Below are 19696 nucleotides of genomic sequence, written 5' to 3'. Positions count from 1 at the left end.
CGGCGCGCCACGGTAAACTGAAATTTGGCGTATCGTTGACGCCTGAAAACAGCAGTCCCCGGCATCCCATTTTGTACCTCAAGTTGAAGAAGAGTCCGCCATGAACAAGTTACACGTCGACGTCGCCGTCATCGGTACCGGTACCGCCGGTCTGGCCGCCTACCGCGCCGCCCGCGCCCAAGGGAAAACCACGCTCGTCATCGAAAGCGGCCCTTACGGCACCACCTGCGCCCGGGTCGGCTGCATGCCCAGCAAACTGCTGATCGCCGCCAGCGAGGCCGCCCACATGCTGGCGCTGGCGCCGCAATTCGGGGTCCACCCCGGTCCCGTCCGCATCGACGGCAAGGCCGTGATGGCACGCGTGCGCAGCGAACGCGACCGCTTCGTCGGCTTCGTGCTGGAAGGCGTCGATAACATTCCGGACCAGGACAAGCTGCGCGGCCACGGCCGCTTCACCGGGCCGCAATCGCTGCAGGTGGACGAGCACACCACGATCGAGGCTTCGCGCATCGTCATCGCCAGCGGTTCGACGCCGGTCATGCTGCCTCAGCTCAAGGATGTGGGTGACCGCATCATCGTCAGCGACGATGTGTTCGACTGGACCGACCTGCCCGCATCGGTGGCCGTGATCGGCACCGGCGTGATCGGGCTGGAACTGGGCCAGGCCCTGCACCGCCTGGGCGTGCGCGTGAGCGTATTCGCGCGCGGCGGCAGCGTGGCCCAGCTGAGCGATCCGGAAGTGCTGCACGTGGCCGCCAAGGCCCTTGCACGCGAGCTCGACCTGCGCTTCCAGCAACGCATCGTCAGCGCCGAACAGCAGGGCGAGGAAGTGGTGCTGGTCACGCGCGACGCCGCCGGCGCCGAGCACACCGACCGCTTCGCCTACGTGCTGGTGGCGGCCGGGCGCACGCCCAACGTCGACAAGATCGGCTTGGATGCCACCGGCCTGGAACTGGACGAGCGCGGCATTCCCTTGTTCGACGCCACCACCATGCAGTGCGGCACCAGCCATATTTTCATCGCGGGTGATGCCAACAACGAGCGCCCGGTGCTGCCGGAAGCGGCCGACCACGGCAGGATAGCGGGCGACAATGCCGGCCGCTATCCCGACGTGCGTCCCGGCCTGCGCCGCACGCCGCTGACGATTGCCTTCACCGAGCCGCAGATCGCCACCCTGGGCGAGAGCTACAAGGAGCTGTGCGCCGAGGGCAAGCCCAAGTTCGCAGTGGGCAAGGTGTCGTTCGAGAACCAGGGCCGCAGCCGGGTGATGCTGCAGAACCACGGCATGCTGCGCGTGTACGGCGAATACGGCACCTGCCGTTTCCTGGGCGCCGAGATGATCGGGCCGCGCGCGGAAAACCTCGGCCACCTGCTGGCCTGGGCCTGCCAGGCGCGCCTGACGGTGGCGCAGATGCTCGATATGCCGTTCTACCATCCGGTGATCGAAGAAGGCGTGCGCACCGCCCTGCGCGACCTGGCGGCGGAGCTGGAAAAGGGCACCCCGAAAGCGAGCACCGCGCCGGACAACACACCCGGCGTGTAGATGCCGGGAGCCGCTGTTTCCTAACCGGGGTTAGACCTCCGGCAGGTGTCTATGTACCGCTGACCTGTAAACCGTCGTTCCCGCGCAGGCGGGAATCCAAGTTTGTCGAGCCGCCTTTAGCTGGTACGAACTTCGATTCCCGCTTCTCCATGAGCTGCCTGGGGCTTGCCTCGTCCCCTTGCCTAGTTCAGGTAACTGGCGGGCACCTCGAAAAACCCTCGTGAATCTGGCATGATATCGGTGCCTCGACTCTGACGTAATTTTTCATGATCAAGACCAGTCTGTTTGCTGACCAAGAGCGCGAAGCCAAGCTGAACAAGCTCGGCGATGCACTGGTGGTGATGGAGCGGCATGTCGACTTCGCCGCCCTGGCTGCCGAGGTCGACCTTGCGGCACCACGCCCTAGCCGCGAGCGCGGCGGCCGTCCGCCTTTCCCCACCGAATTGATGGTGCGCGTACTGTTGATCCAACAGCTGTTCAACTTGAGCGATGAGCAGATGGAATTCCAGCTGCTCGATCGCTTGAGCTTCCAGCGCTTTGCCGGCTTGCGCGCGAGTAGTCAGGTCCCGGATCGGACGACGATCTGGACTTTCAAGGAGCGCTTGATCCAGGCCGGCGCCAGCGAGAGCGTATTCGATGCGGTCAATCGCCAACTGTCCCAGCACGGCTACATTGCGCGCGGCGGGCAGATGATCGACGCGAGCATTGTGCAGGCGCCGAAACAGTCGCTGAACAAGGAAGAGAAAACCCTGGTCATGCAAGGCGCGATACCGGCCGGCTGGAGCCGGCCAAGCGGCGTCAGAAGGATACGCAAGCGCGCTGGACGAAGAAACACGGCAAGTCCTACTTCGGCTATAAGGTCTCGGTCAACGCCGACAAACGCTACAAGCTGGTGCGCAAGATCAAGGTCAGCACGGCCAGCGAACATGACACCACGCATTTCGAGGAGGTGCTCGATCCCTCCAACACGAATCGCAACATCCTGGCCGACAAGGGGTACGTCGACGGCGAGCGCGAAGCGCGGTTGAACAAGCAGGGCTGGCGCATGCACATCCAGCGCAAAGGTAGCAAGGACAAGCCGATTTCCGATGCCCAGCAGCGCCGCAACCATCGCATCGCCAAGACACGCGCACGCGTCGAACACGTGTTCGCGGGCATGGCCCAGATGGGCGGCAAGGCGTTGCGCTCCATTGGCCTGGCGCGCGCCACGCTGCACCTGAACTGGAAGGTCGCTGCCTACAACTTGCAGCGCCTCGTCTACTTGAAGGAGGCAGGTATCGAGGCGTTCTAACGCCCGAGGTCCGTTCGGGCCGCCGAATTTGAGCAACGTAGCCTGAAAAACAGGTCGGGAAACAACGTCGCTCGCGCAATGCGGGCCACATTCAAACGCCCCGTTCGCAGGCAACCGCGAAATCACGGGTTATTCGAGGTGCCCTGGCGTCGAGCCGCCCCGCCTGCGCCATCTCGCGCACGATGCGAATCGTGTCGATATCGGCTTCCTGGTACGCCGACTTCTTGTATTCGTCATACATGGCATTGGCCTTGTCGGTCTCGGCATCATGCCCGTCGTCGTACTTGAAGCGCACGAACATGGTGTGCTCGGCCGGCGTTTCGATCGTCACGGTCAGGCTCGACGCGGCGATCTCGCCCTGCTCGGGCACTTCGTAGCGTACTTCCTGCAGCGGCGTGAGCAGCACGCGGTCGATGACCACCAGTTCGCCGAAGCGCCGGCTGCGGCGGAAGCTGCCGCTTTCGCGCTCGTCGATGGTGCACTCGTCCAGGTGCGGCACGAACAGCTTGGGTGACTCGGCGCACAGCACCAGCCCGCGCCACACCTGCTCGCGCGTGAGGGTATCGATCAGCGGATTCAAGGGATCGTTAATTTCAATCAGATGTTCAAATTTCATGGTGCTTTAACTCGTCGGTGAAGGGCATCGCAGCCCCGATACCGGGATGGTAACGCAAGCGATCTGTGCGCGCTGGAAAGTGACTTGCGGATACACTGCTTATCGAGCAGACAATCGGTCGGCACTACCAGCAAAGAACACAGCATGAGGACCACACGCAAAGATTATCTGGCGCATATCGAAGAGCTGCAAAAACGCAGCGGCGATACCGTCGCCAAGCACATCGCCGAACGGCGCGCACTGACCCCCAGCCAGCCCGACCCGGAGGATGACGCCACCTTCGGCCAGCGCGCGGCCGACGCCGTGGCGCGCTTCGGCGGCTCATGGACCTTCATCATGCTGTTCGCGCTGGTGCTGGTGTCCTGGGTGGTGCTCAATTCCTTCCTGCTCACGCGCGGCGGCGCCAAGCCGTTCGACCCTTTTCCCTACATCCTGCTGAACCTGTTCCTGTCGATGCTGGCCTCGATCCAGGCGCCGGTGATCCTGATGTCGCAGAACCGCCAGGGTGAAATCGACCGCCTGAACGCCCAGAACGATTATGAGATCAACCTCAAGGCCGAGCTGGAAATCATGGCCCTGCACGAAAAGATGGATGCCTTCAAGCTGCAACTGGTCGAGATGCAGCATGAACAGCTGCGCCTGCTCAACGCCCTGTGCGAGGACAACAAGGTCGCCACCTAATTCCCGATCCCCGGCAAGCCTTCGTCCCAGTACGGGGTGGGACCGAAGCGCGCGGCGAAATAATCGATGAAGGCTTGCGTCTTGGGCGGCAGGAATTTGCGGTTCAGGTACTGGGCCGACACCACCGAATTCAAGGCCATCGGATACGCCGCCAGCAGCGGCACCAGCGCGCCGCTCTTGAGCTGCTGATACACCGCCCAGGTCGATTGCAGCGCGATCCCCAGGCCCGCCATGGCGGCGTCGCGCATCGCTTCGCCGTTATCGCTGCGCATCCGTCCTCCCACCCGCACGCTGATCAGGCTGCCGTCAAGATCCCTGAAATTCCACGGATTGACCCCTTCCAGCACCAGGCACTGGTGCTCGGCCAGTTCCTGCGGGCGCTGCGGCGTGCCATGCCGCGCCAGATAGGCTGGCGAGGCCACCAGCAGCAGGCGGCTGGGCGCCAGCACGCGCGCGATCAGGGCCGAATCGTGCAGCGGCCCGTTGCGGATGGTGACGTCGATGCCGTTGGCGGCCAGGTCGATCACCCGGTCCGACAGGCGCAGGTCGAGCTGCAGGCCGGGGTAGCGTTCCATGAAGGCGGGCAGCCACGGCATCAGGTGCAAGCGCCCGAACGAGACCGAGGCCGCCACCCGCAGCAAGCCCTGCGGTTCGCGCCCGGTCCCGACCGAGGCGCGCGCCTGTTCGGCGGCGTCGAGCAGGGCTACGGCGCGCTCCAAAAAGGTTTCGCCATCCTGGGTCAGGGCGATCTGGCGCGTGGTGCGGTGCAGCAGGCGCGCCCCGAGCTGGCGTTCGAGCTGGGCCATGCGCGCGCTGGACGCCGCCGGCGACAGGCTGAATTCGCGCCCTGCGGCGGACAGGTTGCGGGTAGCGCAGACGCGCACGAACAGCGCCACATCGGTCAGGTCGAAGTTCATTATTCTGTTTTGCTGAAGAGATATTCAATCATTATGCCAATTATCAATCGAATCGATGCGGACTACACTGGCTCATCTGTCAACCAAACAAGGAAACAACATGAAAGCCATTGCCGTCATTAACGGAACCCTGCACGACGTCGAGTTGCCCGTGCCACAGCCGCAAGGGCGCGACCTGGTGGTGAAAGTGGAGGCGATTTCGGTCAATCCGGTCGACTACAAGCAGCGCAAGGCGGCCGCCCACGATGGCGAGCCGCGCCTGGTCGGCTGGGACGTGGCCGGTACCGTCAGTGCCGTCGGTCCCCAGGCCAGCCTGTTCAAGGTGGGCGACGCGGTGTATTACGCGGGCAGCGTGGTGCGTCCGGGCGCCAACAGCGAGTTTCATGCGGTCGACGAGCGCATCGTGGGGCGCAAGCCGGCCAGCCTGAGCGTGGAACAGGCCGCCGCGCTGCCGCTGACCAGCATCACGGCGTGGGAAGCGCTGTTCGAGCGCCTGGGCGTGTCGCGCAGCGGGGCCGACGAGGGCAAGTCGGTGCTGATCATCGGCGGCGCGGGCGGGGTGGGCTCGATCGCGATCCAGCTGGCCAAGAAGCTGGCGAAGCTGAACGTGATCGCGACCGCCTCGCGCCGGGCGTCGGGCCAGTGGTGCAGGGCGCTGGGGGCGGATCATGTGATCGATCACCATGGCGACATGCCGGCCCAGCTGGCCGCGCTGGGGCTGGCGCAGGTGGATTATATTTTGTGCCTGAACGATATCGATGCGCACTTTGCGGCGATGGCGGCGGCGATTGCGCCGCAGGGCAAGATTTGCGCGATCGTGCGCAACGAGCGGCCGCTGCCGATGGACTTGGTGTTCGGCAAGAGCGTGACGGTGGTGTTCGAGATGATGTTTACCCGTTCGATGTTCGGGACGGCCGATATGATCGAGCAGCACAAGCTGCTCAATGAGGTGGCTGAGCTGGTTGATGCGGGAGTGTTGACCACCACCGTGGGGGAAAACGGCGGCAGGATCGATGCCTCCAACCTGACGCGCGCCCACGCGGCGCTGGAGGCGGGGCGGACGATCGGCAAGATTGTGTTGTCGGGGTTTTAAACCCGGCCTGGGCGGATGGCGCCACATCCAGTCGTTCCCGCCACTATCTCGTCGTTCCCGCGCCAAGGCGCGGGAACGACGGGGGTCTACGTTACAATGGCCGGTCGTCCCCCATCAGATTGCCCCGCCCGATGTCCTCCACTCCCAATTTCGGCCTGAACGCTCCCCAGAGCGAAGCGGTCATGTATCTTGACGGCCCCTGCCTGGTGCTGGCCGGTGCCGGTTCGGGCAAGACGCGCGTCATCACCCAGAAAATCGCGCACCTGATCGAAGACCGCGGCTACGATCCGCGCACCATCGCGGCGCTGACCTTCACCAACAAGGCCGCGCTGGAAATGCAGGAGCGCATCGCCAAGCTGCTCAAGCAGCCGCGCCAGGCCAAGCAGCTGACCGTCTCCACCTTCCACTCGCTGGGCGTGAAAATCCTGCGCCAGGAAGCGGCCGGCGTGGGCCTGAAGGACCGTTTTTCGATCATGGACAGCGACGATTGCTTCGGCCTGGTCCAGGATCTGGCAATCACCACCGACAAGCAGCTGATCCGCAGCATCCAGAATTCCATTTCCTTGTGGAAAAATGCCCTGATCGACCCCGAAGACGCGGTCAAGAACGCCAAGGATGAAGACGAAGCCCAGGCCGCGCGCGTGTTCCGCAGCTACGTGGCCACCCTGGCGGCTTACCAGGCGGTCGATTTCGACGACCTGATCCGCCTGCCGGTGGAACTGTTCCGCAACAACGATCCGATCCGCGACAAGTGGCAGCGCCGCCTGCGCTACCTGCTCATGGACGAGTATCAGGATACCAACACCTGCCAGTACGAACTGGTCAAGCTGCTGGTCACCGGCATCGGCAAGAAACCGATGTTCACCGCCGTGGGCGACGACGACCAGGCCATCTACGCCTGGCGCGGCGCCTCGGTGGAAAACCTGAAAACCCTGGGCGACGATTTCCCAGACCTGCGCGTCATCAAGCTGGAACAGAATTACCGCTCCACCACCCGTATCCTGCAGGCGGCCAACGCGGTCATCTCGAACAATCCCAAGCTGTTCGAGAAAGCCCTGTGGTCCGAACACGGCCTGGGCGAGCCGATCACCGTGCTGGGCATGCAGACCGACGACCAGGAAGCCGAGCAGGTAGCCATCATGATTTCGGCCGACCGCTTCCAGCGCAAGAACAAGTGGTCCGATTACGCCATCCTGTACCGCGGCAACCACCAGGCGCGCGTGATCGAGCAATGCCTGCGCAAGGAGCGCATTCCGTACACGATTTCGGGCGGCCAGAGTTTTTTCGACAAGGCTGAAATCAAGGACATCATCAGCTACCTGCGCCTGATCGCCAACGACGGCGACGATCCTGCCTTCATCCGCGCCGTCACCACGCCCAAGCGCGGCGTCGGCATGGCCACCTTGGAAGTGCTGGGCGCGTTTTCCAAGCAGTGGAACTGCTCGCTGTTCGAGGCCACCTTCAAGGGCGGCATCGAAGCGAAGCTGCCGGACCGCCAGCTGCTGCCGCTGCGCGCCTTTTGCAACTTCATCAACCAGCTCGAAGCGCGCGCCAGCCGCCCCGGCCCGTCCGGCAGCGGCGAGAACGCGGCCGCCGTGCTCGACGACATGATGAAGGAGATCGCCTACGAGAGTTATCTGTACGACACTTTTGATGACCGCGCCGCGCAAAGCAAATGGCAGAACGTGCTCGAATTTACCAACTGGCTCAAGGAACGCGGCTGCGGCGGCAAGGATAAATCCGGCGAGGAAAAAAACCTGCTGGAACTGACCCAGATGGTGGCCTTGATGAGCATGTTGGAAGGCAAGGATGAGGAGCCGGACGCGGTGCGCATGTCGACCCTGCACGCGTCCAAGGGATTGGAGTTTCCGCACGTATTCCTGGTCGGCGTGGAAGAAGGCATCCTGCCGCACAAGGGCGACCCGGACGCGTCGGTGGAAACCATCGGCGCGCGCATCCAGGAAGAACGGCGCCTGATGTACGTGGGCATCACGCGCGCCCAGCGCACCTTGTACATTACGTGGTGTAAGAAACGTAAACGTGCCGGCGAGCAAGTCCATTGCGATGTATCGCGTTTCATTAAGGAAATGGCGCTCGACGTCGGCGACGCTCCGCCCACCGAAGCGGAAACCATTTCACCCAAGGACCGCCTGGCCAGCTTGAAGGCGCTGCTTGCAACGGCGAAAACATAGCGTCCAACTTAACACTCGGCAGCGCGGAACATGCGTGCTAGCATGTTTCGACGCGTCGTTGTGGCGCACTTTTCCGAAGGGAAATTTTATGTCGACATTCACTACCGCAGCGCGCGGCGCCATGGTTGCCGCGTTGCTGGCATGGGCGATGGCCGCGCCCGCCATTGCCGATGAGTTTGCCACCAAGCCGGAAGCCGAAGCCATGGTCAAGAAGACCATCGTGTTCATGAAGGCCAACGGCAAGGACAAGACGTACAGCGAGATCAACCGCAAGGATGGTCCCTTCACCGTCCGCGACCTGTACATGGTGGCTTACGGTTTCGACGGCGTGGTGCGCGCGCATGGCGCCAATCCCAAGATGCTGGGCAAGAATCTGATGGAATTGAAGGATATCGACGGCAAGGCGTTCGTGCGCGAACGGGTCGAGATGGCAAAAAAGAATCCTTCTTTTTGGCAAGAATATAAGTTCACCAATCCCGTCAGCGGGAAGATTGAACCTAAGGCAATGTATTGCCAGCCCAGCGACGATGTGATCATCTGCGGTGGTGTTTATTTGCGATAAATTGCGCACACGATTCAAATTTTGTTTGACGGCAACTTCCGACTTTGAAATACTGAATTCACTGCCGAGCGCAAGCGCGGCACCCTTCCAGATCCGCCTGCCGGCAGCGTTGCCTGGTTGCGCGTCGTTTGGACTCCCTTCACTTCCAATTGACGAGCACACAGCATGGCGACCGTATCCGACATCACCGTAACACCTACCTCCGGCCTGATCCACATCGATGCCCTGCTCGACACGGGACCGGACTGGAATTACCTGACGCCTGCCGGCAACACGATCCTGTACACCTTCTCTGTCGCGTCCGGCAATGAAGCGGGGCAGAGCGGCCAGACCGCTTTTTCCGCTTCCCAGCAAGCCAACACGCGCACCGCCTTCGCGACCCTGGCGGCGCTGACCGGCATCACCTTCACCGAAACGGCAAGCGGCGCGGCGGCCGATGTGCACCTGGCGGCGGTGAATATCACCGGCAACAATGTGAGCGGCCTGTGCAGCTGGAATTCGAGCTACGGCTACACCGGCACCACGCTCAACAGCTACGATGCGCAAGCCTATGTCTATCTCGACAACGCCGAGTTTGCCGTCGAGAATGCCAACCTGACCCCCGGCGGCGGCGGTTACCAGACCCTGCTGCACGAACTGGGCCACATGATCGGCCTCAAGCACCCGTTCGAGGGCAGCCCCAACCTGGCGCCCGGCGACGACAACACCAGCAACACGCTGCTGTCGTACACCAGCCAGGGCGGTCCTTACTCCAACTTCAGCCCGTATGACATCGCGGCCCTGAAGTGGCTGTACGGCGGCGACGGCCTGGGCGGCGCGCTCGGCATCAATTCGACCGGCGGCGGACGCTATCTCGCCGGCACCAGCTTCGCCGACACAATGAGCGGCTCGAGCGGCAACGACCGCTTCGAAGGCGATGGCGGCGACGATGCGCTCAACGGCGGCAACGGCACCGATACCGCCGTGTTCCGCGGCAATTACGCCTCCTATACCGTTACCGACCTGGGCGGCGGCAGCGTGCGCGTCACCGGCGCCGACGGCATGGACACCCTCACCTCGATTGAAATGCTCAAGTTCGACGACCAGACCGTGCAGTCGGGCCAGGTGGTCACGCCGCCGGCGGGCGACACCACCGCGCCGGCCGCGCCGACGCTCGCGCTCACCAAGAACGCGAATGGCTATGTGACCGGCGACAAGCCCGTCGTCACCGGCACCGCCGAAGCGAACGCCACGGTCAAGGTGTACAGCGGCGCCAACCTGGTCGCCACCACCACGGCCGGCGCCAACGGTACGTATTCGGTTGCCACCTCGTCCCTGGCCGACGGCATCAATCTGTCGCTGACGGCACGCGCCACGGATGCCGCCAACAATGTTTCGGTCCCGAGCGCCGCGCTGCTGTTCAGCGTCGACACCGTGGCGCCGGTGGCACCGACCGCCAGCGTGGTGGTCTCGGCCAGCGGCGCCGCCCTGTTCAACGGCACCGGCGAAGCCGGCAGCACGATCCGCCTGACCAATGCCAGCGCCATCATCGCCGAAGGCACGGTCGCGTCGGACGGCAACTGGAGCCTGGGCGGCAGCACCCTGAGCAACGGCAACTACGACGTGAGCGTCAGTTCGCTCGACAAGGCCGGCAATAACACCACCGCCACCAAGCACCTGCTGTTTGCGGTCGGCTCGGCGGCCACGGTCACCGGCACGGCCGGCGACGATTCCCTGCTGTCCACTCCGGGAAACAATGTCATCGATGGCGGCAGCGGCACCGACTCCGTCAGCTACACCGGCGCGCGCGGCAACTACAATGTGGTGCGCGACAGCAGCGGTTTCGTGGTCACCGCCCGCAGCGGCGCCGACGGCACCGACTTGCTGCGCAATGTCGAGTCGATCAAGTTCGGCGACTCCACCCTCAAGCTCGAATACGACGACGTGGTGCAGGCGCTGTACGTGGCGTACTTCGGACGCGCGGCAGATTCCGGGGGCCTGGCAGCCTTCCAGAGCCAGCTGGGCGGCCTCAAGGCGCCGCAGACGTTTCCGGGCGTTACCGCCGCCTACGCCACCGATACCGGGGTGCACAGCCTGATCGACAGCTTCGGTTCCAGCACCGAATCGGCCGCCCTGTACCCGGGCGCCACCAGCGCCTTTGTCACGGCCGTGTTCCAGAACATCTTCGGGCGCGCCCCGGCCGCTCCCGGCCTGTCGTTCTGGACCAATGCGATTGACAACGGCGGCTTGTCGCGCGCCAACGCCTCGCTCTCGATCATGGCCGGGGCACTGGAAAATACCAGTACCCAGGGCGTGCTCGACGCCAAGCTGGTCAATAACAAGATCATCATCGCCTCGGACTTCACGCTGGCCATCGATAATCCTACCGAAGTGAGCGGCTATGTCGGCATCAATGCCGCCGCCACGGTGCGCAGCATGCTCGCCAGCGTGACGGCCAGCACCGATATCGCGGCCTTCCAGGCCATCATCGCCAGCACGATCGCGTCCCTGCCCGGCCTCGGTGCGCAGAGCGCCGCCGCAATGATGCAGATCGACAGCGTGCAGCCCGGTGCCGATCCGCTGGATACCCCGATCGCCCTGGTCGGTGTGCAGCATGGCGGCCTGATCGACGCGGTAATGTAAAGCGCGGCCGTTTCCCGGCTGTGTCACAACGGGCGCCTTACCCATTGCCGGGTAAGGCGCCCGTTTTTCGTGCTTGACCGGCGAATAAGGAATGCTGGCATGTCAAATTTGAAATATATTTGACGTCAATAAGCAAGTTTGGAATACTGCGGCGCTTGCCGGCCAAAATCCGGCAACATTCCAACCCTGTCTGCCGGCTGCGCTAACATTCATCATCGGGCATCGTTTGGAAGCCTTTTCACTTCCAATCACGAGCATACCCGCATGGCGACCATTTCCGATCTCGACACCCCCCTCTCCGGCCTGAACCACATTGACGCCCTGCTCAGCAGTGGGCCCGACTGGAACTTTGTAACGCCTGTTGCCAACACCATCCGCTACACCTTTTCGATCGCCTCGCACAACGAGGGAGGTAATAACGCGGGTACCGGACTGATGGCGTTCAGCGCGGGCCAGCAGGCCGGCGCACGCGCGGCCATGGCGGCGCTCAGTGCGATCACCGGGATCGTGTTCGCTGAAACGGCCGATGGCGCCGCCGCCAACGTTCATTTTTGCTCGAAGGATCTGGGCGGGAACACGGCGGGCTTGTGCAGCTGGAATTCCGGGTATTCCAACTCAGGCGACAAGCTCCTCAGCTTCCACGCGGGGGCCTATGTGTATCTGGACGACAGCGCCGCCGCCGACCCCGGGAATGCCACCCTGGCGCCCGGCTCGGGAGGCCTGGAGATCCTGTTGCACGAACTGGGCCACATGATGGGCTTGAAGCATCCATTCCAGGGCGATATCCGCTTGCCCGCCGGCGAGGACAATACCAGCAACTCGCTGCTGTCGTACACGGGACAAGGCGGCCCCTACAGCACCTTCAGCCCGTATGACATTGCCGCACTGAACTGGCTATACGGCGGCGACGGCCTGCGCGGCGCGCTCGGGATCAACTCGACCGGCGGCGGGCGCTATGTCACCGGCACCAATCGTGCCGACAGCCTGACCGGCACCGCTGCCAACGACCGCCTCGAAGGCGACGGCGGCGACGATGCGCTCAACGGCGGCAACGGCACCGATACCGCCGTCTTCCGCGGCAACTACGCCTCTTACACGGTCACCAACCTGGGCGCGGGCAAGGTGCGCGTCAGCGGCGCCGATGGCAGCGACACACTGACCTCGGTAGAAGTGCTCAAGTTCGACGACCAGAGCGTACAGTCGCCCCAGACCGTCACCCCGCCGCCGGTGGTGACGCCGCCGCCGGTGGTCAACCTGCCGCCTATCCCTCCCGCGGGCGACACCACCGCGCCGGCCGCGCCGACGCTCACCGCCAGCAAGAACCCGAACGGCTATGTGGCCGGCGACAAGCCGGTCGTCAGCGGCAGCGCCGAAGCCAACGCCACGGTCAAGGTGTACAGCGGCGCCACCCTGGTCGCCACCACCACCGCCGGCGCCAACGGCGCCTGGTCGGTTGCCACCTCGGCCCTGGCTGACGGGATCAACCTGTCGCTGACGGCGCGTGCCACGGATGCCGCCAACAATGTCTCGATCCCGAGCGCCGCGCTGCAGTTCAATGTCGACACGAAGGCGCCGGCGGTGCCGAGCGCCAGCGTGCTAGTCGCGGCCAGCGGCAGCGTGCAGTTCAGCGGCACCGGCGAAGTGGGCAGCATTATCAGCCTGAGCAACGCCGGCACCATCTTCGCCGAAGGCACGGTCGCGTCCGACGGCAGCTGGAGCCTGGGCGGCAGCGTCCTGGCCAACGGCAAGTACGACGTCACTGTGAGTTCGCTCGACAAGGCCGGCAACGCCACCGCCGCCAAGCACCTGCTGTTTACTCTCGGGCCGACCGACGTGACCGCCGTTACCGGCACGGCTGGCGACGATTCGCTGCTGTCTACCCCGGGTAACGACCTCATCGACGGCGCCGGCGGTACCGACACGGCCAGCTTCCCCGGCTTGCGCGGCAACTACCATGTGGTGCGCGACAGCAGCGGTTTCGTGGTCACCGCCAAGAGCGGCGCCGGCGGCATGGACTTGGTGCGCAATGTCGAGTCGATCAAGTTCGGCGACACCACCCTCAAGCTCGAATACGACGACGTGGTGCAGGCGCTGTACCTGGCCTACTTCGGCCGCGCGGCCGATTCCGGCGGCCTGGCGGCCTTCCAGAGCCAGCTGGGCGGCCTGAAGGCACCGCTGACGTTTTCGGCCGTCACCGCCGCCTACGCCACCGATGCCGGGCTGCACAGCCTGATCGACAGTTTCGGTTCCAGCGCCGAATCGGCCGCCCTGTACCCGGGCGCCACCAGCGCCTTCGTCACGGCCGTGTTCCAGAACATCCTGGGGCGCGCCCCGGCTGCGGCCGGCCTGTCGTTCTGGACCAATGCGATCGACAACGCCGGCTTGTCGCGCGCCAATGCCTCGCTCTCGATCATGGCCGGCGCGCTGGAAAACACCAGCACCCAGGGCTTGCTCGACGCCAGGCTGGTCAATAACAAGATCACCATCGCCTCCGACTTCACCCTGGCCATCGACAATCCGGCCGAAGTGACGGGCTACGTCGGCATCAATGCCGCCGCCGCCGTGCGCGGCATGCTCGCCAGCGTCACGGCCAGCACCGATATCGCCGCTTTCCAGGCCATCATCGCCAAAACGCTCGCGTCCCTGCCCGGCATCGGCGCCCAGACCGGGTCCGGAAAATGGGAGCTCGACACCGTGCAACTCGACACCGGTCTGCCCGGCACGCCGCTTGTCCTGGTCGGCGTGCAGCACGGCGGCCTGATCGACGCGCCGATGTAAAGCGCGGCCTTTTCCAGACTCGGCCGCAACGGGCGCCTTACCCATTCCGGGTAAGGCGCCCGTTTTTTGTGGTTTATTGGCGAAACGGAGCGCCTGATTTGTAACGTAAATACTTGCTTTTGAGATACTTGCGGTAATATCTGGCAACAATGCCTGCTCGCTTTTCCGTCAGCCTGTCCTGCGCCAGCCGCACGTGTCCGGCCAATCACCCTTTTTCAGAGTCTCCGCATGACTATCGTTTCCGATATCGAAATCGTCCGCCTATCCGGCTTCAACAACATCGACGCTCTGCTGAGCTCCGGACCGGGCTGGAATTTTCTCGGCACCGGCGCCCGCTCGCTGAGCTACACTTTTTCCGTGGCCAGCGGCAATGAAGAAAGCCGCACGGGGCAGGCCGCGTTTTCGCCGGCCCAGCAAAGCGCCACGCGCACGGCGCTGGCCTACATCACCTCGCTGACCGGGATCGGCTTTACCGAAACGACCGACGGCAGCCGCGCCCAGATCCACATGGCCTCGATCAATATCGCCGACGCCGATACCATGGGCCTGTGCAGCTGGATGACGAGCTACACGCCGCCGAGCTACGGCACTACGGTGCGCGATTTGACCGCCAAGGCGTATATCTACCTCGACAATGTGGAGTTTCGCGCCAAAAACGCTGATCTGAGCCTGGGCGGCCCCGGCTACGAAATCCTGCTGCACGAACTGGGCCACATGCTGGGCTTGAAGCACCCCTTCGAGGGCGACGAGCAGTTGCCCTACGACGATGACCACACCGGCAACACCCTGATGTCCTACGATTGGGTAGGCGGCCCGTACCAGACCTACAGCCCCTACGATATCGCCGCGCTCAACTGGCTGTACGGCCGCGACGGCCTCGGCGGCACCTATGGCGTGGGCAGCGGCAAGGATTACTTCACCGGGCGCGACATCGCCGAGCGCCTCACCGGCACCTACAACAGCGAAGTGATCGAAGGGGCGGGCGGCGACGACGATATCGATGGCGGTGCCGGCAACGATGTGGCCTATTACGTCGGGCCGCGCGCCAATTACGAGCTCACCAAGATCGCGGCCGGCTATGTGGTGTCCGACCACGCCGGCGACGAAGGCTATGACGTACTGACAAATATCGAAACGCTGCGCTTTTCCAACGCCAACGTGTCGCTCGACTACGAGGCCGTCGTGCAAGCCCTGTACGTGGGCTATTTCGGGCGCGCCGCCGACTACAACGGCATGCTCAGCTTCCAGAACCAGCTGGCCACCCTGGGCGCCCCGCGCGACATGAGCGCGCTGGCGGCGGCCTACGCCAAGGATGCCGGCCTGCATGCGCTGATCGACAGTTTCGCCGGCAGCGCCGAATCGGCCGCCCTGTATCCGGGCGACACCGCCACGTTCGTGAAGGGCATCTTCCAGAACGTGTTCGGACGCGCTCCTGCCAGCGCCGGCCTGTCGTTCTGGACCGATGCGATCGACCACAAGGGCTTGTCCAAGGCGAATGCCTCGCTGTCGATCATGTCCGGCGCGCTCGACAACAAGACCGCCCAGGGCGTGCTCGACGCCAAGCTGATCAACAACAAGCTGGCGGTGGCCTCGGGCTTTACCCTGTCCATCGATACCGCGGCCGAGATCGCCGGTTACGGCACCAAGGCGGCGGCGGCCTCGGTGCGCACCATGCTCGGCGCGGTCACCGCCACCACCGACCTGACTGCCTACCAGAGCACCATCAAGGCCACTCTGGGCGCCATGACCGGCGCGGTGCGCGTCGCTGGCGATATGCCTGGGGACCTGCCTATTGCCCACGCCGACCTGATTGGCATCGGCTTCCAGGCGTGGGAGCAGACGCTGGTATAGTTAACACGGGCGCGGGCCACGGTGGCAGCGCCGGCGGGTCAACATCGAAGGAATGGATCATGCTGGTTGATATCAACGGCGGCAGCGGCGTCGACACGGTCGGTTTCGCCGGCTTGCGGGCCGACTACAACATCACCACCGGCGCCGGCGGTTACGCCGTGCTGCCCAAGAGCGGCGCTATCGGCGGCCTCAAGCTGCTGTCCAATATCGAACGCTTCAAGTTCAGCGACAGCACCGTCAATGTCGAATACGACTCGGTCGTGCAAGCCCTGTACGTGGCCTATTTCGGCCGCGCCGCCGACCATGCCGGCATGCAGAGCTTCCAGGACCAGCTGGCCAAGCTGGGCGCGCCGCGCGACATCGCCGGCATCAGCGCCGCCTACAACACCAATCCCGGCTTGCACAAGCTGATCGACAGTTTCAGCGCCAGCGCCGAATCGGATGCGCTGTATCCGGACGGCACCGGCGCGTTTGTCGAAGCGGTCTTCAAGAACGTGCTCGGCCGCAGCCCGGCCGAGGCCGGCCTGGCGTTCTGGAGCGAGGCCATCGACAGCGGCGCGCTCTCGCGCGCCAATGCCGCCATGTCGATCATGTCGGGCGCCTTGCAAAACCTCACGCCCCAGGGCTTGCTCGACGCCCAGCGCATCGGTAACACGCTGGCGGTGGCGTCCGATTTCACCCTGGCGATCGACCGCCCGTCCGAAATCGCCGGTTACGGCACCACCCTGGCCGCCTCGATGGTGCGCACCATGCTCGCAACGGTGACCGCCGGCAGCGATGTCGAGGCGTTTCACGCGGTGATCAAGACCATGCTGGCGGTCATGTCGGGCGAACTGCATACGACCCTGGACGCTCCCGAGTCGCCGGACGCGCCCCCGCTGCTGCTGGTGGGCGTGGCGCCGGCGGCGTGGGAAGGCGGACTGGCCTGAGCGCACTGGCATAATGGCGGCTTTGCCCCCAAGGACGCCGCCGTGAGCCAGGAAGACCGTTTTGTCGATATCGAGATCAAGCTCGCGCACCAGGAAGACCTGGTCGAATCCCTGAACCAGATGGTGTACCAGCAAGGCCGCCGCATCGACCAGCTCGATGCGATGGTCGCCAAGCTGGCCGAACACATCCGCAACAATCCCCAGTCGGGACCGAATCCGGTCAACGACCGCCCGCCGCATTACTGATCTTTCACCCGTCAATACGGCGTTGCCGGCGCCGGCATGCATACATCGTCGCGGATGACGCAGCGATGGCATGCTGATATGATCGTGCGCTCATGCGCTGCCGGCTATCCGTCGGCAGCTTTACTTAGCGCTCGTGAAAGATGCCATGAACCGTCCAAACATGCTTATCGTTGCCGCCAGCCTGGCGCTGGTCAATGTCGCCGCCATTGCCGCGCCTGTCGCGCCGGCTACCGCCCTGGTCGCGACCAACCCCTTCGCCAAACTCAGCACGCTGCCGTTCCATTACCCGGCATTCGACAAGATCAAGGACGAGCATTTCCTGCCCGCCTACGCGGCCGGCATGAGCGATCACCTGCGCGAAGTCGACACCATCGCCAACAATCGCAAGGCGCCGACGTTCGACAATACCGTGGTGGCGCTGGAGCGCTCGGGCCAGCTGCTCACGCGCGTGGCGACCACCTTCTCGGCCCTGCAGGGCGCCAACACCAACGATACGCTGGACGCCATCGATCGTGAAATGTCGCCCAAGCTGGCCGCGCACAACGATGCGGTCTTCCTCAACGCCAAGCTGTACCAGCGCGTCAAGACCCTGTACGACAAGCGCGCCAAGCTCGGCCTGGACGCCGAATCGAAGCACCTGCTCGAGCGCTATCACAAGGACTTCGTGCGCGCCGGCGCCAAGCTGTCGGCCGAGGACAAGGAAAAGCTGAAAGCGTTCAACAGCGAAATCGCCACCATGCAGACCACGTTCACCCAGAACGTGCTCAAGGAAACCAACGCATCGGCGCTGATCGTCGACACCCGCGCCGAACTGGCCGGCATGAGCGATGCGGCGATCGACGCCGCCGCGGCCGACGCCAAGACGCGTGGCCACGATGGCAAGTTCGCCGTCGCGCTGATCAACACCAGCGGCCAGCCGCCGCTGGCGGTGCTGACCAACCGCGCCGTGCGCGAACGCCTGATGAGCGCTTCGCTTCAGCGCGGCAGCCGCGGCGGTGAATTCGACAACCGCGCCGTCGTCGTCAAGCTGGCCAAGCTGCGCGCCGACCGCGCCGCCTTGCTCGGCTACCCGAACTTCGCCGCCTACTCGCTGGAAGACCAGACCGCCAAGGACACGGGCGCCGTCAACAAGCTGCTGTCGGAGCTGGCCAAGCCGGCCGTGACCAACGCACGCAAGGAAGCGGAGGACATCCAGAAGGTCATCGATCTTGAAAAGGGCGGATTCAAGGTCGGCGCGGCCGACTGGGCCTTCTACACCGACAAGGTGCGCGCCCAGCGCTTCAACTTCGATGCAAACCAGCTCAAGCCGTACTTCGAGCTCGACAACGTGCTGGTCAACGGCGTGTTCTTCGCGGCCGAAAAGCTGTACGGCCTGAAATTCAAGGAACGCAAGGACTTGCCGGTGTACCACGCGGACGTGCGCGTGTACGACGTGTTCGATGCCAACGGCAAGCAGCTGGCCATCTTCCTGGCCGATATGTACGCGCGCAGCAACAAGCAGGGTGGCGCGTGGATGAACGAATACGTATCGCAGTCGGGCCTGATGGGCACCCGCTCGGTCGTCGCCAACCACCTGAACATTCCCAAGCCGCCGGCGGGCGAGCCGACCCTGCTGACGGTTGATGAAGTCAAGACCACGTTCCACGAATTCGGCCACGCGCTGCACGGCATGTTCTCGAACGTGAAGTACCCGCGCTTCTCGGGCACGAACGTGCCGCGCGACTTCGTCGAATATCCGTCGCAGGTCAACGAAATGTGGATGATCGCGCCGGAAGTGCTGGCCAACTACGCCAAGCATTACAAGACCGGCGAAGCGATGCCGAAGGAATTGCTGGACAAGGTCATCGCCTCGAAAAAATTCAACCAGGGCTTCCTGACCACGGAATATCTGGCGGCATCGCTGGTGGACCAGCGCTGGCACCAGCTGAGCGCGGCGCAAGTGCCGAGCGACGTGATCGGTTTTGAAGCGGCTGCGCTGAAGGAAGCCGGCGTCGATTTCGCGCCGGTGCCGCCGCGCTACAGCACGACTTACTTCTCGCACAGTTTCTCGGGCGGTTACTCGGCCGGTTACTACGCTTACCTGTGGAGCGAGAAGCTGGACGCCGACACGGTCGAATGGTTCAAGGAAAATGGCGGCCTGCAGCGCAAGAACGGCGACCATTTCCGCAAAACCTTGCTCTCGCGCGGCGGCACGGCCGACGCGCTCGACCTGTTCCGCAATTTCCGCGGCCGCGAGCCGAAGATCGAGCCGTTGCTGAACCGTCGCGGCCTGAACGCCAACTAAGACCGCGCCTGGGCATCTGCCCGGGCCTGCATCTTTAAAACCGTCGTCCCCGCGCCCAGGCGCGGGGACGACGGCTCTCCCTCTTTCTCCG

Annotated in this window: 13 protein-coding genes and 1 pseudogene; 12 read left to right on the top strand and 2 right to left on the bottom strand. The window is 64.1% G+C overall.

Going from position 1 to position 19696, the window contains the following annotated elements:
- Positions 1–100 precede the first annotated feature (100 nt).
- Positions 101–1543, top strand: coding sequence for a dihydrolipoyl dehydrogenase (locus tag CR152_RS00800; protein ID WP_099872926.1), 1443 nt, complete (start codon positions 101–103; stop codon positions 1541–1543).
- Between the two features lie 266 nt (positions 1544–1809).
- Positions 1810–2834 (top strand): annotated as a pseudogene (locus CR152_RS00795) (IS5 family transposase).
- 91 nt (positions 2835–2925) lie between these two features.
- On the opposite strand, the gene CR152_RS00790 reads toward CR152_RS00795, so the two are convergent.
- Positions 2926–3450 carry an SRPBCC family protein gene (locus CR152_RS00790; RefSeq protein WP_099872924.1) on the bottom strand — a complete coding sequence of 175 codons (525 nt, stop codon included), beginning with the start codon at positions 3448–3450 and terminating at the stop codon, positions 2926–2928.
- Positions 3451–3594: 144 nt separating this feature from the next.
- Here CR152_RS00790 and CR152_RS00785 point away from each other — a divergent pair, with 144 nt between their 5' ends.
- A complete protein-coding gene (locus CR152_RS00785) occupies positions 3595–4131 on the top strand; it encodes a DUF1003 domain-containing protein (RefSeq protein WP_099872923.1) in 537 nt (178 codons plus the stop codon).
- On the opposite strand, the gene CR152_RS00780 is transcribed toward CR152_RS00785, so the two are convergent.
- On the bottom strand, positions 4128–5048 hold the full coding sequence (locus tag CR152_RS00780) for a LysR family transcriptional regulator (RefSeq protein ID WP_099872921.1): 921 nt from the start codon (positions 5046–5048) through the stop codon (positions 4128–4130). The genes CR152_RS00785 and CR152_RS00780 overlap by 4 nt on opposite strands.
- A 100-nt stretch (positions 5049–5148) precedes the next feature.
- On the opposite strand from CR152_RS00780, the gene CR152_RS00775 reads away from it, so the two are divergent.
- The 9 genes from CR152_RS00775 (at position 5149) to CR152_RS00735 (ending at position 19605) form a co-directional block, all read left to right on the top strand.
- Positions 5149–6141 (top strand): zinc-binding alcohol dehydrogenase family protein, encoded by a 993-nt coding sequence (locus CR152_RS00775; RefSeq protein ID WP_099872919.1) that lies wholly within the window; start codon positions 5149–5151, stop codon positions 6139–6141.
- A 131-nt stretch (positions 6142–6272) separates the two neighbouring features.
- A complete protein-coding gene (locus tag CR152_RS00770) occupies positions 6273–8333 on the top strand; it encodes a UvrD-helicase domain-containing protein (RefSeq protein ID WP_099872917.1) in 2061 nt (686 codons plus the stop codon).
- Between the two features lie 88 nt (positions 8334–8421).
- Positions 8422–8895, top strand: a complete 474-nt coding sequence (locus CR152_RS00765) for a cache domain-containing protein (protein WP_229413235.1) — start codon at positions 8422–8424, stop codon at positions 8893–8895.
- 165 nt (positions 8896–9060) lie between these two features.
- On the top strand, positions 9061–11517 hold the full coding sequence (locus CR152_RS00760) for an Ig-like domain-containing protein (protein ID WP_099872915.1): 2457 nt from the start codon (positions 9061–9063) through the stop codon (positions 11515–11517).
- Between the two features lie 264 nt (positions 11518–11781).
- Positions 11782–14295 (top strand): Ig-like domain-containing protein, encoded by a 2514-nt coding sequence (locus tag CR152_RS00755; protein WP_099872914.1) that lies wholly within the window; start codon positions 11782–11784, stop codon positions 14293–14295.
- Between the two features lie 228 nt (positions 14296–14523).
- Positions 14524–16146: a DUF4214 domain-containing protein gene (locus CR152_RS00750; protein WP_099872912.1), complete on the top strand. Its 1623-nt coding sequence runs from the start codon at positions 14524–14526 to the stop codon at positions 16144–16146.
- Positions 16147–16205: 59 nt separating this feature from the next.
- On the top strand, positions 16206–17075 hold the full coding sequence (locus CR152_RS00745) for a DUF4214 domain-containing protein (RefSeq protein ID WP_099872910.1): 870 nt from the start codon (positions 16206–16208) through the stop codon (positions 17073–17075).
- Positions 17076–17117: 42 nt separating this feature from the next.
- On the top strand, positions 17118–17321 hold the full coding sequence (locus tag CR152_RS00740) for a SlyX family protein (protein ID WP_099872908.1): 204 nt from the start codon (positions 17118–17120) through the stop codon (positions 17319–17321).
- A 145-nt stretch (positions 17322–17466) separates the two neighbouring features.
- A complete protein-coding gene (locus CR152_RS00735; RefSeq protein ID WP_229413234.1) occupies positions 17467–19605 on the top strand; it encodes a M3 family metallopeptidase in 2139 nt (712 codons plus the stop codon).
- Positions 19606–19696 lie beyond the last annotated feature (91 nt).

It is taken from the genome of Massilia violaceinigra, assembly GCF_002752675.1.
In the GTDB taxonomy this organism is placed as follows: domain Bacteria; phylum Pseudomonadota; class Gammaproteobacteria; order Burkholderiales; family Burkholderiaceae_D; genus Telluria_A; species Telluria_A violaceinigra.
Note: the sequence above shows the minus strand (reverse complement) of the source record. Positions and strands in the feature narration are given on the sequence as shown.

What these genes read in the sequence shown, in the direction of transcription:
- CR152_RS00800 (WP_099872926.1), top strand. Translation starts at nt 101, where the DNA reads ATGAACAAGTTACACGTCGACGTCGCCGTCATCGGTACCGGTACCGCC.
- CR152_RS00790 (WP_099872924.1), bottom strand. Translation starts at nt 3,450, where the DNA reads ATGAAATTTGAACATCTGATTGAAATTAACGATCCCTTGAATCCGCTG.
- CR152_RS00785 (WP_099872923.1), top strand. Translation starts at nt 3,595, where the DNA reads ATGAGGACCACACGCAAAGATTATCTGGCGCATATCGAAGAGCTGCAA.
- CR152_RS00780 (WP_099872921.1), bottom strand. Translation starts at nt 5,048, where the DNA reads ATGAACTTCGACCTGACCGATGTGGCGCTGTTCGTGCGCGTCTGCGCT.
- CR152_RS00775 (WP_099872919.1), top strand. Translation starts at nt 5,149, where the DNA reads ATGAAAGCCATTGCCGTCATTAACGGAACCCTGCACGACGTCGAGTTG.
- CR152_RS00770 (WP_099872917.1), top strand. Translation starts at nt 6,273, where the DNA reads ATGTCCTCCACTCCCAATTTCGGCCTGAACGCTCCCCAGAGCGAAGCG.
- CR152_RS00765 (WP_229413235.1), top strand. Translation starts at nt 8,422, where the DNA reads ATGTCGACATTCACTACCGCAGCGCGCGGCGCCATGGTTGCCGCGTTG.
- CR152_RS00760 (WP_099872915.1), top strand. Translation starts at nt 9,061, where the DNA reads ATGGCGACCGTATCCGACATCACCGTAACACCTACCTCCGGCCTGATC.
- CR152_RS00755 (WP_099872914.1), top strand. Translation starts at nt 11,782, where the DNA reads ATGGCGACCATTTCCGATCTCGACACCCCCCTCTCCGGCCTGAACCAC.
- CR152_RS00750 (WP_099872912.1), top strand. Translation starts at nt 14,524, where the DNA reads ATGACTATCGTTTCCGATATCGAAATCGTCCGCCTATCCGGCTTCAAC.
- CR152_RS00745 (WP_099872910.1), top strand. Translation starts at nt 16,206, where the DNA reads ATGCTGGTTGATATCAACGGCGGCAGCGGCGTCGACACGGTCGGTTTC.
- CR152_RS00735 (WP_229413234.1), top strand. Translation starts at nt 17,467, where the DNA reads ATGAACCGTCCAAACATGCTTATCGTTGCCGCCAGCCTGGCGCTGGTC.